This window comes from Herbaspirillum sp. 3R11 (assembly GCF_004563925.1).
Classification (GTDB): Bacteria; Pseudomonadota; Gammaproteobacteria; order Burkholderiales; family Burkholderiaceae_D; genus Herbaspirillum.
Genome location: NZ_SPNJ01000003.1, coordinates 700,898 through 717,044, shown reverse-complemented (window position 1 = coordinate 717,044; position 16,147 = coordinate 700,898). Strand labels below are relative to the sequence as shown.

Annotated in this window: 12 protein-coding genes; 8 read left to right on the top strand and 4 right to left on the bottom strand. The window is 62.3% G+C overall.

Features of this window, described 5'->3' with window-relative positions; genetic code table 11:
• Nucleotides 1–34 precede the first annotated feature (34 nt).
• The 3 genes from E4P32_RS16660 (at nucleotide 35) to E4P32_RS16650 (ending at nucleotide 6,177) form a co-directional block, all read left to right on the top strand.
• Entirely contained in the window at nucleotides 35–4,120 is a 4,086-nt protein-coding gene (locus E4P32_RS16660; RefSeq protein WP_116434727.1) for a response regulator, read from the top strand.
• A 65-nt stretch (nucleotides 4,121–4,185) separates the two neighbouring features.
• A complete protein-coding gene (locus E4P32_RS16655) occupies nucleotides 4,186–4,980 on the top strand; it encodes a ZIP family metal transporter (protein ID WP_116434729.1) in 795 nt (264 codons plus the stop codon).
• A 294-nt stretch (nucleotides 4,981–5,274) separates the two neighbouring features.
• The gene (locus E4P32_RS16650) at nucleotides 5,275–6,177 is read left to right on the top strand and encodes a LysR family transcriptional regulator (protein WP_116435295.1); all 903 of its coding nucleotides are present in this window, start codon (nucleotides 5,275–5,277) and stop codon (nucleotides 6,175–6,177) included.
• A gap of 23 nt (nucleotides 6,178–6,200) precedes the next feature.
• Here E4P32_RS16650 and E4P32_RS16645 read toward each other — a convergent pair whose 3' ends face one another.
• The 3 genes from E4P32_RS16645 to E4P32_RS16635 form a co-directional block, all read right to left on the bottom strand.
• Nucleotides 6,201–7,061, bottom strand: coding sequence for a sulfurtransferase (locus tag E4P32_RS16645; RefSeq protein WP_116434730.1), 861 nt, complete (start codon nucleotides 7,059–7,061; stop codon nucleotides 6,201–6,203).
• Between the two features lie 14 nt (nucleotides 7,062–7,075).
• The gene (locus tag E4P32_RS16640; RefSeq protein WP_116434732.1) at nucleotides 7,076–7,999 is read right to left on the bottom strand and encodes a DMT family transporter; all 924 of its coding nucleotides are present in this window, start codon (nucleotides 7,997–7,999) and stop codon (nucleotides 7,076–7,078) included.
• A gap of 193 nt (nucleotides 8,000–8,192) precedes the next feature.
• Nucleotides 8,193–9,323 carry an aromatic ring-hydroxylating dioxygenase subunit alpha gene (locus tag E4P32_RS16635; protein ID WP_116434734.1) on the bottom strand — a complete coding sequence of 377 codons (1,131 nt, stop codon included), beginning with the start codon at nucleotides 9,321–9,323 and terminating at the stop codon, nucleotides 8,193–8,195.
• 223 nt (nucleotides 9,324–9,546) lie between these two features.
• On the opposite strand from E4P32_RS16635, the gene E4P32_RS16630 reads away from it, so the two are divergent.
• From E4P32_RS16630 to dxs, 3 genes are all read left to right on the top strand, one after another.
• Nucleotides 9,547–9,810 (top strand): exodeoxyribonuclease VII small subunit, encoded by a 264-nt coding sequence (locus E4P32_RS16630; protein ID WP_116434736.1) that lies wholly within the window; start codon nucleotides 9,547–9,549, stop codon nucleotides 9,808–9,810.
• On the top strand, nucleotides 9,807–10,730 hold the full coding sequence (locus tag E4P32_RS16625; RefSeq protein WP_116434738.1) for a polyprenyl synthetase family protein: 924 nt from the start codon (nucleotides 9,807–9,809) through the stop codon (nucleotides 10,728–10,730). The genes E4P32_RS16630 and E4P32_RS16625 overlap by 4 nt, the downstream gene beginning before the upstream one ends.
• A 62-nt stretch (nucleotides 10,731–10,792) precedes the next feature.
• On the top strand, nucleotides 10,793–12,655 hold the full coding sequence (dxs, locus tag E4P32_RS16620) for a 1-deoxy-D-xylulose-5-phosphate synthase (protein ID WP_116434740.1): 1,863 nt from the start codon (nucleotides 10,793–10,795) through the stop codon (nucleotides 12,653–12,655).
• 57 nt (nucleotides 12,656–12,712) lie between these two features.
• Here dxs and E4P32_RS16615 read toward each other — a convergent pair whose 3' ends face one another.
• A complete protein-coding gene (locus E4P32_RS16615; RefSeq protein WP_116434742.1) occupies nucleotides 12,713–13,288 on the bottom strand; it encodes a cob(I)yrinic acid a,c-diamide adenosyltransferase in 576 nt (191 codons plus the stop codon).
• Nucleotides 13,289–13,530: 242 nt separating this feature from the next.
• On the opposite strand from E4P32_RS16615, the gene E4P32_RS16610 reads away from it, so the two are divergent.
• Both E4P32_RS16610 and E4P32_RS16605 read left to right on the top strand, forming a co-directional pair.
• On the top strand, nucleotides 13,531–14,940 hold the full coding sequence (locus E4P32_RS16610; RefSeq protein ID WP_116434744.1) for an FAD-linked oxidase C-terminal domain-containing protein: 1,410 nt from the start codon (nucleotides 13,531–13,533) through the stop codon (nucleotides 14,938–14,940).
• An 87-nt stretch (nucleotides 14,941–15,027) separates the two neighbouring features.
• Nucleotides 15,028–15,918, top strand: a complete 891-nt coding sequence (locus E4P32_RS16605; RefSeq protein WP_116434745.1) for a LysR substrate-binding domain-containing protein — start codon at nucleotides 15,028–15,030, stop codon at nucleotides 15,916–15,918.
• The last annotated feature ends 229 nt before the right edge of the window (nucleotides 15,919–16,147 follow it).

Genomic DNA, 16,147 nt, shown 5'->3' with positions numbered 1-16,147 from the left:
ATGCGTCCGGGTCCGTCCAACCTGCAGAGCGCCCATGGCTTCCGATCTCACGCCTGAGCCAATGTCGGCGGATCCGTCCGCGTTGGCGGCGCTGGCGCCTGGATTGATCACGACCGTCGATCAGGCCGTGCGACTGCTCGACGACGGCGGTGCGCAAGCGGTGCAACAGGCTCATGTGCTGCTGCGCCAGGGCGCCGATACGCTGGCATTCATCGGCGCTGCCTCGCTGGAACGGAGCGTGGCCCGGCTGGCCGCGTTGCTCGACTCAGCTGAAGCAGGACAAGACGTTGCCGGCGATGTTGCCGGATCCGTGCAGCATGCCTGTACGGATTTGCGCGCCTGCCTTGTCGGGATTGAGGCAGGCATGGAGTCGCAGCCGGCGGCTGTGCAGAATGAGGCCGCGCGTCAACGTCCGGCGCTGAAAGCCGCCATCGCGCAACTGACGACCGACCTCGGTCGCCTGGAAAATTTGCTCGACGCTTACCTGCAAGGCCGCACCACTCCCGACGCATTGGATGAGGCAAAGCTGTTGGCGCAGCAACTGGCGACGGTGGGGCAAGCGCTGGAGTTGACGGCCGCTTGCGAAGTTTTGCAATTGTGCGTGGTCGATATCGGCCGTCTTCCGTCTTCGCTTCCACTTGCCGCCACGGAGAACATGACTGCGGCCGAAGCCGCAAGCCTGGCGCGCCTGGTGCACAACGTGGCGGCGCTGAGCCTGTCGATGCCGCTGATGCACAACGCGCCGCAATCGATGACTTATCCCGGCAAGTTCGACGCGGAAACCGTCGCCGCTGCACCGGAGTCGGCGTCGATGACGGCAGAGAAGATGGTTCAGCCTGCGTCGCAACAGCCAGATGAAATCGACGCCGAGCTGCGGGAAGTCTTCCTGCTCGAAGCGAATGAGGTGCTGGGCAGCATACGCAGCGCGCTGGCGGCATCCCGTGCGACGCCGCAAGACATGGCGCCGGTGGTCGTGTTGCGGCGGGGTTTTCATACGCTCAAGGGCAGTGGTCGGATGGTCGGTCTCAACGCGCTGGGCCGGGGCGCGATGGCGCTGGAGGAGTTCGCCACCGCGTGGTCCGCCGCAGGCCGGCCCGGCACGGCGGGCGACTACACTTTGTTGGACTATGCCGTGCTGGAGCTGGGCGCCTGGATAGACGAGATCAGCGTCAACGGCAACTCGCTGCGCAGCCCTGACGGCTTGCTGGCCGCCGTCGCCCGTCGTGCCCGCGACGAATTGTCGCCGACGCAAAAAGAAACCGCCGATCATATTGAGACAGTCGATCACAACGAAACCTGCCAGGTCGGCGACCTCATCTTGCCGGTCAGGCTGCATCAGATCTACAGCGAGGAGTCGGCCAACCTGCTCGACATTCTCGCCAGGCAGATCGCACAATGGCAAACCACGACACCCGATGTGATCGCGGCGGAAGCCCTGCGCGCGACCCATTCGCTCAAGAGCAGCGCGGCGTCGGTGCGGTTCGTGCCACTGCTGGCGCTGGCGCGCCCGCTCGATGACCTCATGCAGTTCCTGGAAAACTATCCGGGTTTGCTCGACGCCGCCATTTGCGCCGAGCTGATGCAGGTGGTGCACGACCTGCAAGCCATGCAGCAGCAATTTGCCGCGCGCGTCATGCCGTCGGCGCATCCCGCCGTGCAACAACAGTTGCGCACCTTGCTGACGACGCTGGAAGCGCGCCGGCGTCAGAGCCATGATGGCGGCAAGACCACCGTCACCCTGGCGGAAAACGTGCAAGCGGTAGGCGCCAAGTCGCCCGAGCCGGGCGGCGACGTCATTGATCCGGAGTTGCTGGACATCTTCTTGGAAGAGGGGCGCGATCTGCTGCCGCAGGTCGGCGAGAGTCTGTACAAACTGCAAAAGGCGCCGGGCGACACGGCGTTGATCCAGTACCTGCTGCGACCGCTGCACACCATCAAGGGCAGCGCGCGCATGGCCGGCGCCATGCGTCTCGGCCAGCACATGCACGATCTGGAGAGCCGCATCGGCGAAATGATGCGCGACGGCGAACCGTCGGCGGCGATGATCGATGACTTGCTGGCGCGCTACGACCAGGGTTTGCAATTGTTCGATGCCTTGCAATTGCCGGTTGCCGCCGCGCCGGTTCCCGATGTCATTCCGGTGGTCGCGCCGCAAGCCGAGGTCGCTGCGACCGTGGTTGCACCGGCTACCGCTGCAGCGGCGCCGACCTCGACCCCACCCGCTACGACTGCGCCGCTGGTACGCATCCGCGCCGGCATTCTGGACAGCGTGCTCAACCAGGCGGGAGAAATTTCGATCTCGCGTTCCGGACTGGAATCCGAAGTCAACATCCTGCGCCAGCATCTGACCGATCTCGGCAGCAATGTGGCGCGACTGAGTACGCAGTTGCGCGAGGTAGAGATCCAGGCCGAAATCCAGATCGCCGCATCGAACCAGAAGCAGCCGCAAAACCAGCATTTCGACCCGCTTGAGTTCGATCGATTCACGCACTTGCAGGAGCTGACCCGCATGCTGGCCGAAAGCGTCAACGACGTCGCTTCGCTGCAGAAGAATCTGCTCGACACGGTAGAGCGCACGCAAAACGGTCTGGTGCACCAGGCCCGGTTGACGCGCGACATGCAGCGTGAGCTGATGCACGCGCGCATGGTGCAGTTCAAAGGCATCGAAGAACGCCTGCACCGGCTGGTGCGGCAAATGGCGAAGGAAACCGGCAAGGAACTTGCGCTCGACATCGTCGGCGGTGCGGTCGAGCTCGATCGCAGCATCCTGGAAAAAATGGTCGGCCCCTTCGAGCATCTGCTGCGCAATGCCGCTGCGCATGGCATCGAAGGCGCAGCACAACGACTGGCGGCCGGCAAGGACGCGGTGGGCCAACTGCTGCTGGAAATCCGGCAAGAGGGCAACGAGGCGATGATCCGGCTATCCGATGACGGCCAGGGGCTGGATCTTGCGCGCATTCATGAAAAGGCTCTGCATCTGGGGCTGATCGATCCGCACCATCGCCTCTCGGACGCCGAGCTCACCAGCATCATTTTCCATCCCGGATTTTCGACCAGCAGCAACGTCACGGCAATTGCCGGGCGCGGCGTCGGCATGGACGTGGTGCGTTCGGAAGTGGCCTCGCTGGGCGGACGCATCAGCATCGCCACGGTGGCCGGCAAAGGCGCGCAATTCATCATTCACCTGCCGCTGTCGCTGGCGGTGGCGCAAGTGGTGTTGCTTGAACTGGATCAGCAAAGCTACGCGATACCTTCGCTGCTGGTGGAGCAGGTGCTGCAACTCAAGCGCGCCGACCAGGAGCGCGTGTTCCGTGAAGGCTTGCTGGAATGGCAGGGACGCAGCTTGCCCTTGCACTATCTTTCGGCGCTGCTGGGCGACGAGCGCAATATCCCGCAGCAGCAGGCCTTGCCGGTGCTGGTGATCAAGAGCGGCCATGATTTCCTGGCGATTCTGGTGGATCGCATCGTCGGCAATCGTGAAGTCGTCACCAAGAGCATTGGTCCGCAGCTGGCCGGCATGACCGGCGTGGTCGGCGCCACGGTGCTGGGCAGCGGCAGTATCGTGCTGATCCTCAATCCGATCCAGCTGGCGCAGCGTCAGGGCTATCAGCGCATTTTGCGGCGCGAGCAGCCACAAGGCGCCGATGGCGACGGCGGTCGCAAGATGGTGCTGGTGGTCGACGATTCGCTGACGGTGCGCCGTGTCATGCATCGCCTGCTTACACGCGAGGGCTATCAGGTGGTGCTGGCCACCGACGGCGTCGACGCCTTGCATCAGATGCAGGCCGTGCGTCCCGACATCGTGCTGCTGGACATCGAAATGCCGCGCATGGACGGCTTCGACCTGACCCGCAACATCCGCGACATGGCCGCCACCGCAACCTTGCCGATCATCATGATCACCTCGCGCACCGCCGCCAAACACCGCGAACGCGCCATGGAACTGGGCGTCAATGCCTATCTCGGCAAGCCTTATCAGGACGATGTGCTGCTCAACCTGGTCCACGGACTGATCGAAAACAATGGCGTGCGGCCTGAGTTCCGGGTCGATGAAGTGCTGTTTTGGCATGAGCCTGAGCAGGCGAACGGGAACGAAGGCGGCGAAAACGCGCCTTTGTAGACCTTATTTGCCGAAAAAAACCAGCTATGGTCTAATCTGCCACTTCCTGAGACTGTTCCTGACGATTGGGGCTCGACATTAATTCCACTCTGCTTTCCATCCTGCTGGCCACGACGATCGCCGGCGTGTTCAGTATCACCGCGGCCGCGATCTTCTCATTCGCGCTGCTGTCGAAGATGGTCGAGCGCCTGGTCAGCCTGTCGGTCGGCATCATGCTGTCGACCTCGCTGCTGCACGCCTTGCCGGAAGCCTTCGAATCCTCGGCCGAGCCGCACAAGCTGTTTGCCGTGCTGCTGGGCGGACTGCTGGCGTTTTTCCTGCTGGAAAAGTTGTCCATCCTGCGCCATTCCCATCATCATGAAGACGACGGTCACGGCCATCACCACGGCCACGACAAGCACGAGGCGGGCAAGGCCGGCTGGATGATCCTGGTCGGCGACGGCATGCACAACTTCACCGACGGCATCCTGATCGCCGCCGCCTTCCTGGCCGACCCGCATCTGGGACTGGTGACCGGTCTGGCCATCATCGCGCACGAGATCCCGCAGGAAATCGGCGACTTCATCATCCTGCTCAACGCCGGCTTTTCGCGCACGCGCGCCTACGTCTACAACCTGATCTGCAGCCTGATGGCGGTGCTGGGCGGTGTGCTCGGCTACTTCATGCTGGAGCGCGGCATGGAATGGATTCCCTACGTATTGGTGTTCGCCTCGTCAGGCTTCATCTACATCGCCGTCAGCGACCTGATGCCGCAAATGCAACGCCGCGCCACGCTGCGCGAGACGATCCCGCAAGTGATCCTGATCGGCCTGGGTGTGGTCATCGTGCTGGTGCTGACCAGCCATGCGCACGCGCATTGAGCGCATCGTCGCATTGATGCATTGAAATTCAGTCGCCCCTGCGGCGGTCACGGGCGGAGGACTTGCCCGGCAGGCACATCAGCTTGATCACGACGCTGAGCAGCAGCCCGGCGAAGCCGAGCAGGACAAGGAATGTTTCCGACACGATAAGCCCCTTCGCATTGCCGATGATGCACGGACTGTAGCGCCATAACCGGTGCGGCCGCCAATATCAAATGCGCCGTCCGATTATCGCAAAACGGCATGGCGGCGGCAGCGCGATGGCGGCACAATACAGCGACACAACAGGCGCTCATGATTTCCATCAAACAGCTCAAATACTTTGTCGAGATCGTCGCCGCCGGCAGCTACACGCGCGCATCCGAGCGCCTGTACATTGCCCAGTCGGCGCTGAGCCGCCAGATCAAGGAGCTGGAAAACGACATTGATGTCGTTTTGCTAAGACGTGACGCCAAGCAGGTCGAACTGACGCTGGCGGGCAAGGATTTCTACGACCGCGCGCGCAAGATCCTCGACGACATGGACCAGGCCATCGTGCAGGCGCGCCACATCGACAAGGGCGAACGCGGCGCCATCCGCCTGCTGCATTCGAGCTCGGTGCCGCTGTCGCTGCCGCTGGGGCCCTGTCTCAACGCGGTGCTGCAGGCGTTCCCCGGCGTCACACTCGAAATTTCCCAGGCCTCCTCCGAGCATCAGGCGCTCGACGTCGAAGAAGGGCGCGCCGACCTCGGCCTGGCGCGTACGCCGATCCTGCGCAAGCATCCCCATCTGGAAACCATCACGCTGTATCAGGAGAAGCTGGTGGTCGCGGTATCGCTGCAGCATCCGCTGGCGCAGCGCGAGGTGGTCGACATCGCCGAGCTGCGCGACGAGCTGTTCGTGTCCATGCCGCATCGCGAGCGCGGCGGCCTCAGCTACCTGGTGGCCGAGCGTTGCATCGCGCACGGCTTCTTTCCCAAGCCGGCGCGCGCAACCTCGCGCAAGGCCTCTTTGCTGAGTCTGGTCACGGCCAATTTCGGCATCGCCATCGTGCCCGACAGCATGCGTGCAATCGCCGTTGCGGGCGTGCATTTCATCGACATACGGGAGTCCGACTTCCAGTCGGCGGTGGTGCTGATGATGCGGCGCGATGCGCCGGTGATGGTGGGACAGTTCGTGCAGGCCTTCATGCAAGCCTTGCAGATGCCGGCGGCCTGAGCGCCGCCGGACTTGTTCTCTGCTTACGGCTGTGCGCCGGTCGCCACCGGACGCGACGAATCCGAACTCCATTCGCTCCATGATCCCGGATACAGGCGTGCGCCCGGCAAGCCGGCCACTTCCAGCGCGAGCAAGTTATGGCAAGCGGTCACGCCCGAACCGCACTGCATGACGGCCGCCTGCGGGCTGTCGATCAGCGCATTCCATTCGGCGCGCAAGGCGTCGGCCGATTTGAAGCGGCCATCGGCGCCGAGATTGTCCTTGAAGAAACGATTCTTCGCGCCCGGGATGTGGCCGCCGACAGCGTCCATCGTTTCGTTCTCGCCGCGATAGCGATCTGCCGCGCGCGCGTCGATGACGGTCAGCGCCTTGCTGTCGAGGTTGGCAACGACATCGCCGACATCGACCGTGGTCACCAGCGGCGCCTGCTCCTGCAAGTCGCCGCGCACCGGCGCCGGCGTCTCGGTCGACAACTGTCCTCCCTGCGCCTGCCATGCCGGCAAGCCGCCGTCGAGTACCGCCACCTGCACATGGCCGACCCAGCGCAGCAGCCACCACAGGCGCGCGGCGAACATGCCGCCGTGGGCGTCGTAGGCGATGACTTGGGTACCCTTGCCGACGCCCAGCTCTTGCATGGCGTCGATGAAGGCCTGGCGCTCCGGCAGCGGATGGCGTCCCTTGAACTTGCCGTCGGCGCCGTTCTTGGTGCCGGACAGTATCTTGTCGAGATGGGCGAAGCGCGCCTGCGGAATATGCCCGGCGGCGTAGGCTTGTGCGCCGGCGTCGGGATTGGCGAGGTCGTGGCGGCAGTCGATCACCAGCCAGTTGGCATCGTCTAGATGGGCTGCCAGGTCGGCTGCGGAAATCAGGGTGGCGTAGGTCATGGTTATTCCTCTTCCTAAACTTCGGTGGCGATCGGATCGCTCGCCGGCAGATTGCTCGATTGTCGGGATTGTTGCTGGGAACGCTGATTGTAAAACGTCGAGACTACACCGCTCATCAGAATGATGCCGATGCCGGCCCAGCCCATCCAGCCCGGCGCGTCGTTCCAGATGAACAGGCCCCACAGGCTGGCGAACACGATGCCGGTGTATTGCAGGTTGGCCGTGACCAGCGTATTGCCGAGCCGGTAGGCGCGCGTCATGGCGATCTGCGCCAGCGTCGCGGTCAGGCCAATGGTGACGAGCAGCGCCAGGCCCTTGGCCGAATGTGCGTGCCAGAACGGGATACGGCCGATCACCACGCTGCCGACCAGGCCTGCCAGCAAGCCTGTGAAGGAGAAGTAGAACACCACGCGGTACTCCGGCTCGCCCAGCAGGCCGAGCTTGCGCACCTGCAGGTAGACCAGCGCCGACAGCACGCCGGAAAACAACGCGATCAGCCCGCCCACCAACTGGTCGGAGTCGATCGACGGCCGCAGCAGCATCGCCACGCCGACGAAGCTCAGCAGCACCGTGCCGGCCAGGCCCCATTCAAAACGCTTCTTGCCCTGCCACCAGGCGACGCCGAACAGCATCGCGGCGATCCAGATCGACGACATGTAGTTGAGCGTGGTGGCGGTCGCTACCGGCAGCAGGCCGAACGAATAGAACCACAGCCACAGCGAAATCACGCCGACGCCGCCGCGAATGATGTGGTCGCGCGGGTAGGGCGTCCTGAGCGTGCCGCCGCGGATCTTGATCAGACCATAGATGAAGATGACGCCGACTATCCCGCGGCACAGCACCACTTCAGCGGTGGAATAGTAGTCGGACGACAGCTTGACGCACACGCCCATGATGGAAAACAGGAAGGAGGCAACAAGCATCCAGAGGGATTGCATGGCGATACTCTATTCGAAAGCGAGGGCAAAAAAACAGGCAGCGCGAGCTGGAGCCGGCGCTGCCTTCGGATCGTACGTTAATCGGAGGTGCTGCAGAATTGGTCTGGCGTTGCAGATGCTGTCGGACTACATCGTGAGCATCGCATCATCGGCGCTTTCTGCATGCTTTCCTCAAAAAAGAAGAGACTGAAATTCAGACTGAAATTCCGTTTTCCTGCACCGCAATCTGCGACCGGTACCATTCATGGAAGTGCTGCATGCCGTCTTCCATCGGCGACTGGTACGGACCGACTTCGCTGGTGCCGCGATCCATGAGTATACGCCGCCCGGCATCCATGCGCAGGGCGATCTCGTCATCCTCGATGCAGGTCTCCATGTACGCGGCGCGTTCGGCCTCGACCATCTCGCGTTCGAACAGGGCGATTTCTTCAGGGTAGTAGAACTCGACCACGTTGGTGGTCTTTTGCGGACCGTTGGGCCACAGCGTCGACACCACCAGCACGTGCGGATACCACTCGACCATGATGTTGGGATACAGCGTCAGCCAGATCGCGCCGTACTTCGGCGGCTGGCCGTTGCCGAAGCGCAGCACCTGCTCCTGCCATTTCTTGTAAGTCGGCGAACCCGATTTGGCCAGGCCGTGATTGACGCCCACGGTCTGCACGCTGTAGTTCTTGCCGAATTCCCATTTCAGGTCGTCGCAGCTGACGAAGCTGCCCAGGCCCGGATGGAAGGGCTCGACGTGATAGTCCTCCAGATAGACCTCGATGAAGGTCTTCCAGTTGTAGTCGCACTCGTGCACTTCGACGTGATCGAACAGGTAGCCGGAAAAATCCAGGTCGCGCGTCACGCCCAGCTGCTTCAATTGCGCAGCGACGTCGTTGCCGTCCTTGCCGTTGTTCTCGAACAGCAGGCCGTTCCAGTTTTGCAAAGGTGTCTTGGACAGGTTCAGGCACGGCGTCTCGCCGAAATGCGGCGCGCCGATCAGGTCGCCCTTGAGATCGTAGGTCCAGCGATGCAACGGGCAGACGATATTGCGCGCGTTGCCGCGGCCGTCGAGCATCTTGGCCTGGCGATGACGGCAGACGTTGGACATCAGTTCGATGCCCTGCGCGTTGCGCACCAGCATGCGACCTTCGTTTTCCCATGGCAGCGTCGCGTAGTCGCCGACATTGGGCACCATCAGTTCATGGCCGGCGTAACGAGGCCCCTGTTGAAATAACTGGTGAATTTCGCGCTTGAAAAGCGCATCGTCAAAATAGACGTCAACTGGTAGTTGCGCGTTTGAGCGCGCCAGTTTGGCAAAAGTAGCAAGATCGGACATCTCCGCCCCCAAATTAATTTGCACCAACCTAAGAGAGAAAGAATCCGCAAAAACCTGGGTTCAAATAATATGAAGAGGAAATTTTGGACAGAACTGCGGATTATGCCATAAATCCCGTTATTCAGGGCGGATTGCGCGGTTGAATCGCCTGAAAATACGCGCTCGGCCGCCTATCTGTGGCGGATTGCACTAAAATGACGGGCTATATCTGAAATCAGCCACTATGCCAAAGAATCCCGTCAAAGCCAGCCAGCCCGCCTCGTTCGAAGAGGCCATGGAAGAGCTCGAACAACTGGTCATCCAGATGGAAGCCGGCGAACTCCCGCTGGAAGCCTCTGTCGCCGCCTACAAGCGCGGCGCTGAACTGGTCAAGTTCTGCTCGGTGCAACTCGACAAGGTCGACAGCCAGGTCAAGGTGCTTGAAGGCGACATGCTCAAGCCACTGGCCGGCACCGGCGCCGGTGAGTCCGAAGAGGACGAGGAATGAACGCGCGGATCGACACAGACAACAACGCCGACGCCTCGTTCATTGACTGGATGCAACAGGTCCAGGCCGGCATGGAAGGCACGCTCGACGCGTATCTGCCGGCGGTTACCGAAATCCCTGCGCGCCTGCACCAGGCCATGCGCTACACCGCGCTGGACGGTGGCAAGCGCGTGCGGCCCTTGCTGGTGTACGCGGCCGGCGAGCTGTTCGATGCGCCGGCGCAATTGCTGGATCGCGCCGCCGCCGCCGTCGAAATGATCCACGTCTATTCGCTGGTGCACGATGACATGCCGTGCATGGACGACGATGCCTTGCGCCGCGGCAAGCCGACCGTGCACGTCAAGTACGACGAGCCGACCGCCTTGCTGGTGGGCGACGCGTTGCAGGCGCAGGCGTTCGCCGTGCTGTCCGACAACGTTGAAGAACAGTACGCCGCGCGCCAGCTGAAGATGCTGAACCTGCTGGCGCAGGCGGCCGGCTCGACCGGCATGTGCGGCGGCCAGGCCATCGATCTGGCCAGCGTCGGCATGACTTTGTCGCTGGCGGAACTGGAACAGATGCACAGGCTCAAAACAGGAGCGCTGCTGCGTGCCGCCATTTTGCTTGGCGCCTGCAGCGGCAAGAACCTGACGGTGGCTGAACAGGCTGCGCTGGAAGCGTATTCGTGCCCGATCAGCCTGGCGTTCCAGGTGGTCGACGACATTCTCGATGCGACGGCGGATTCCGCCACGCTCGGCAAGACCGCCGGCAAGGACGCCGCCGACAACAAACCGACTTACGTCTCCATCCTCGGCCTGAGCGAATCGCAGGCGCTGGCCGAAAAGCTGCGCAACGACGCCCACAAGGCGCTGGAACAGTTTGGCGACAGGGCCCGGCGCCTGCATGAACTGGCCGACCTGATCGTGCAACGCAAGGCATAAGCGATTGCGGCGGTATTTTCCGCACGCTCGCAGAAAACCAATTAACGGTGACAAGACCCAGCATGCTTACTACGATAAACAGCCCCGCCGATTTGCGGCAACTCCCGCGCACTCAGTTGAAGCCACTGGCCGACGAGTTGCGCGCCTTCATCCTCGATTCGGTATCGAAGACCGGCGGGCATCTTTCGTCCAATCTCGGCACGGTCGAACTGACCATCGCGCTGCATTACGTCTTCAACACGCCGGAAGACCGCATCGTCTGGGACGTCGGCCACCAGACTTATCCGCACAAGATCCTCACCGGCCGGCGCGACCAGATGTCGACGCTGCGCCAGCTCGACGGCATTTCCGGCTTCCCGCGCCGCGCTGAAAGCCAGTACGACACCTTCGGCACCGCGCATTCGTCGACCTCGATTTCCGCTGCGCTCGGTATGGCGCTGGCCGCCAAGACCAAGGGCGAAGATCGTCACGCGATCGCCGTCATCGGCGACGGTGCAATGACCGCCGGCATGGCTTTCGAAGCGATGAACAACGCCGGCATCAGTGAAGACGTCAATCTGCTGGTGATCCTCAACGACAACGACATGTCGATTTCGCCGCCTGTCGGTGCACTCAATCGTTACCTGGCGCGCCTGATGTCCGGGCAGTTCTACGCCAAGGCCAAGAACGTCGGCAAGTCGATGCTGCCGGGACCGATGCTGGAACTGGCCAAGCGCTTCGAAGAACATGCCAAGGGCATGATCGTGCCGGCCACCATGTTCGAAGAATTCGGCTTCAACTACATCGGCCCGATCGACGGTCACGACCTCGATTCGCTGATCCCTACACTGCAAAACCTGAAGAACCTCAAGGGACCGCAGTTCCTCCACGTGGTCACCAAGAAAGGCCAGGGCTACAAGCTGGCCGAAGCCGATCCGGTGCTGTACCACGGTCCCGGCAAGTTCAATCCGGCCGAAGGCATCAAGCCGGCCGCCGCCAGCAAGCAGACGTACACGCAAGTCTTCGGCGAATGGCTGTGCGACATGGCTGCGCAAGACAAGACCCTGGTCGGCATCACGCCCGCCATGCGCGAAGGTTCGGGCATGGTCAAGTTCGAGCAGAAATTCCCCGATCGTTACTACGACGTCGGCATCGCCGAGCAGCACGCCGTCACCTTCGCCGCCGGCATGGCCTGCGAAGGACTGAAGCCGGTCGTGGCGATTTACTCGACCTTCATGCAACGCGCCTACGATCAGTTGATCCACGATGTCGCCTTGCAAAACCTCGATGTGACGTTCGCGCTCGATCGCGCCGGACTGGTCGGCGCCGATGGCGCCACGCATGCGGGCAATTACGATCTGGCCTTCCTGCGCTGTATTCCGAACATGGTCGTCATGGCCGCCTCGGATGAAAACGAATGCCGCCAGATGCTGTCGACCGCCTTCGCCTACAAAGGCCCGGCATCGGTGCGTTACCCGCGCGGTTCCGGCAGCGGCGTGGCGGTGGAAAAGACCTTGAGCACGATCCCGCTGGGCAAGGGCGAAGTGCGCCGCGAAGGCAAGGGCATCGCGATCCTGGCGTTCGGCACCATGGTGGCGCCGGCGCTGGCGGCGGGCGACAAGCTCAACGCTACGGTCGCCAACATGCGTTTCATCAAGCCGCTCGACGTCGAACTGGTCAAGCAACTTGCCGCCAGCCATGACGCGCTGGTAACCGTGGAAGAAGGCTGCATCATGGGTGGCGCCGGCGCTGCGGTATCCGAAGCGCTGGCCGAAGCCGGCATCGTCAAACCTATCTTGCACCTGGGTTTGCCGGACCGTTTCATCGACCATGGCGACGCCGGTCAGTTGCTGGCCAAATGCGGCCTCGACAGCGACGGCATCGCGGCCTCCATCGTGCAACGCTTCGGCAAGGACCAGCCGCGTCTGGTGGTCAACAACGGCTGAACTTAACGTAATGACGACGACAATAAAAAAGCGGCTCAGGCCGCTTTTTTATTGTCTTCAGGTTTCCTTGTTCTGATCTTTATTCCTGTCCTTGTGCCACAGCACATCGCCGCCGCCGGCATGCCGATTGAGCACGCGCGCCAGCACGAAGCACAGGTCCGACAGCCGGTTCAGGTATTGGCGCGGCTGCGGATTGACCGCGGCGTCTTCTGATTGCGCCAATGTCACCACGGCGCGTTCGGCGCGGCGGCAGACGGTGCGGCAGACATGCATCTGCGCTGCCGCGCGCGAGCCGCCGGGCAGGATGAATTCCTTGAGCGGGGGCAAATCGGCGTTGTGCTTTTCCAGCAGCGCGTCCAACTGCGCCACCTGCGCATCGGCGATCACGCTGTAACCGGGAATGCACAGCTCGCCGCCCAGGTCGAACAGGTCATGCTGGATCGCCAGCAATTCCTCGCGCACGCCGGCCGGCAGGTCTTCGCACAGCAGCAGGCCGAGCTGCGAATTGAGTTCGTCGACTTCGCCCAGTGCGTGAATGCGCGGCGCGTCCTTGGCGATGCGGCTGCCGTCGCCGAGTCCGGTGCTGCCGTCGTCGCCGGTGCGGGTTGCGATTTTGGAAAGTCGATTGCCCATGTTGTTCCCTGTTCCCTGTTCTCTATTCGTTGTTCGCTGCAAATCAAAAGCCAAGCATAGCTAAAAAATCGGCGCCCAGAGCTGAAGTTGTCAGACAAATATAAAATATGTCTGCGGCAAGAGAGTAAAATCCCACAGAGGTTTTGACGACAGGGCAGGCCGCTGCATGGCAGTTTCCGTGTTTTTCCGGCATGCAGGAATATTCCCTGGCGTCACTATTCCAACAGACAGAGAGACAGACAATGAACCATATCGTTGATGCGCAGAAACTGCGCAAGCCCGTTCCCGAAGCGTTGCTCACAAGCTTGCAGACACTCCTTGGCAATCGCTTTTCGACCACGCAGGCGATGCGCGAGCATCACGGCCGCGATGAGTCGTCCTACGATCCGATGCTGCCCGACGCCGTGGCGTTCGCCCACACCACGGAAGAAGTCGCCGCCATCATCAAGGCCTGCAGCGAACATCGCATTCCCGTCATTCCCTACGGCACCGGTACTTCGCTGGAAGGCCACGTGCTGGCGCTGCAAGGCGGCATCACGATTGACCTGTCGCAGATGAGCCAGGTGCTGGCGGTCAACGGCGAAGACCTCACCGCCACCGTGCAGGCCGGCGTCACGCGCAAGCAGCTCAATCTGGAAATCAAGGACAGCGGCCTGTTCTTCCCGATCGATCCGGGCGCCGACGCCTCCATCGGCGGCATGGCATCGACGCGTGCGTCCGGCACCAACGCCGTGCGTTACGGCACCATGCGCGAAAACACCCTGGCGCTGACCGTGGTCACCGCCGACGGCAACATCATCAAGACCGGCACCCGCGCCAAGAAGTCCTCGGCAGGTTACGACCTCACCCGCGTCTACGTCGGCAGCGAAGGCACGCTGGGCATCATCACCGAGGTCACCGTGCGCCTGTACCCGCAACCGGAAGCCGTGTCCGCCGCGATCTGTTCTTTTCCGAGCGTGGCCGATGCGGTCAACACCGTGATCCAGGCGATCCAGGTCGGCGTGCCGCTGGCGCGCGTCGAGCTGCTCGACGAAAACGGCGTCAAGGCGATCAACGCCCACGACAAGATGACACTGCCCGAAAATCCCTTGTTGCTGTTTGAATTCCACGGCAGCGAAAACGGCGTCAAGGAACAAGCCGAGGTCGTGCAGGAACTGGCCAACGACAACAACGCGCTGGGCTTCGAATGGGCCACGCGTCCTGAAGACCGCACGCGTTTGTGGACCGCGCGTCACAACGCCTATTTCGCACTGCTGCAGATGCGCCCGGGTGGACGCGCGATTTCCACCGATTGCTGCGTGCCGATTTCGCGCCTGGCCGAATGCGTGCTGGAGACCAAGGCCGATTGCGAATCGCAGGGACTGATCCACGCCATCATCGGCCACGTCGGCGACGGCAATTTTCACGTGCAGATGATGGTCGATCCCAACGATCCGGCCGACATCGCCCGCGCCGAAGGGGTCAACGAACGCATGGTCACGCGCGCCCTCGAAATGGACGGCACCTGCACCGGCGAGCACGGTGTCGGTTTGCACAAGATGGATTTCCTGGTGCAGGAACACGGCGCCGGCGCCATTGACGTGATGCGCGCGATCAAACATGCGCTCGATCCGAAGAACATCATGAATCCGGGCAAGATCGTACGCTGGTAATCATCTGATTCCGCATCCAATAGCAAGCAGCACCCCGGGACGCGCCGTGCAACGGCCGTCCCGCAACAACAGCAGGTAGAACAAGACATGGCAACACGCCTTCCTCCCGTCCATGCCCTTTCCGCGTTTGAAGCGGCGGCGCGTCACAATTCATTCGCCGTGGCGGCGGAAGAGCTCTGCATCACGCCCTCGGCGTTGTCGCACCGTATCCGTTTGCTGGAAGAGTTCGTCGGCGAGCGCCTGTTCTTTCGCGACGGTCGCTCGATCGGCCTGTCCGAATTTGGTCGCCGCTATCTCGACGTGGTGCGCTCCGCGCTGCGCACGCTGACCGATTTCCCGATGCCGCATCGCAACGCCACGGTGCAGCCCAAGGTCAAGATCATGCTGCCGCCGACCTTCGCGCGCCACTTGCTGGTGCCGCGCATCGCCGAGTTCACGCAGCGTTATCCCGACATCACCGTCGAGATGTACCTGTCGGTGCCGCTGTACGACCTGAGCCTGTCGGAGAGCGATGTCGAAATCCGTTTCGGCGCCGGCAACTATCCCAATTTTGTCACCGAAAAATTATTCGAAGAGCCGGCCTTCGCCGTCGCCAGCCCGGCCTACCTGAAGACCATCCCGCCGCTCAAGGGGCCGCAAGACCTGCAGCACGCGATCCTGCTGCGCTCGGCGCTGGAGCCGTGGCAGCCTTGGTTTGAAGCGGCCGGCCTCAAGGATTGGCCGGAGCCGTCGACCGGCCTGCGCGTCGACGATCTCGGCCTGCTGCTGGAATCGGTACGCCACGGCTACGGCGTCGGCCTCACGCGCCAGCATTTCGCCGAAGAACTGCTGGCACGCGGCGAAATCGTCGAACTCTTCGACGTGCGCCTGCGCACGCCGCCGCACGCCTATTACGTGGTCTACGAAAAGCAGATCCGCGACCGGCCCGAAGTCGATGCTTTCATCGACTGGCTGCAAAACGCCTTCAAGAACATCTGAGGCGCGAATAAGCCGCCGCTGGCTGCGTTGCAACGCCTTGCCGTGCCAGCGCACTGTCTGCGTCGATGCGCCTTGCCAGCGGCGCCTTCTTCGCGCCTCAAGAGGTTCGAGTCCCTGAAAGTTATTCACAGCGCGTCGTGAATTCTTTTCAGTGCGCCCTGACCACGCTTTTCGCTTTCCCCGGCTGAAATTCGCTACACTTCAGGCATTGCGAAGACAATAGCGAGAC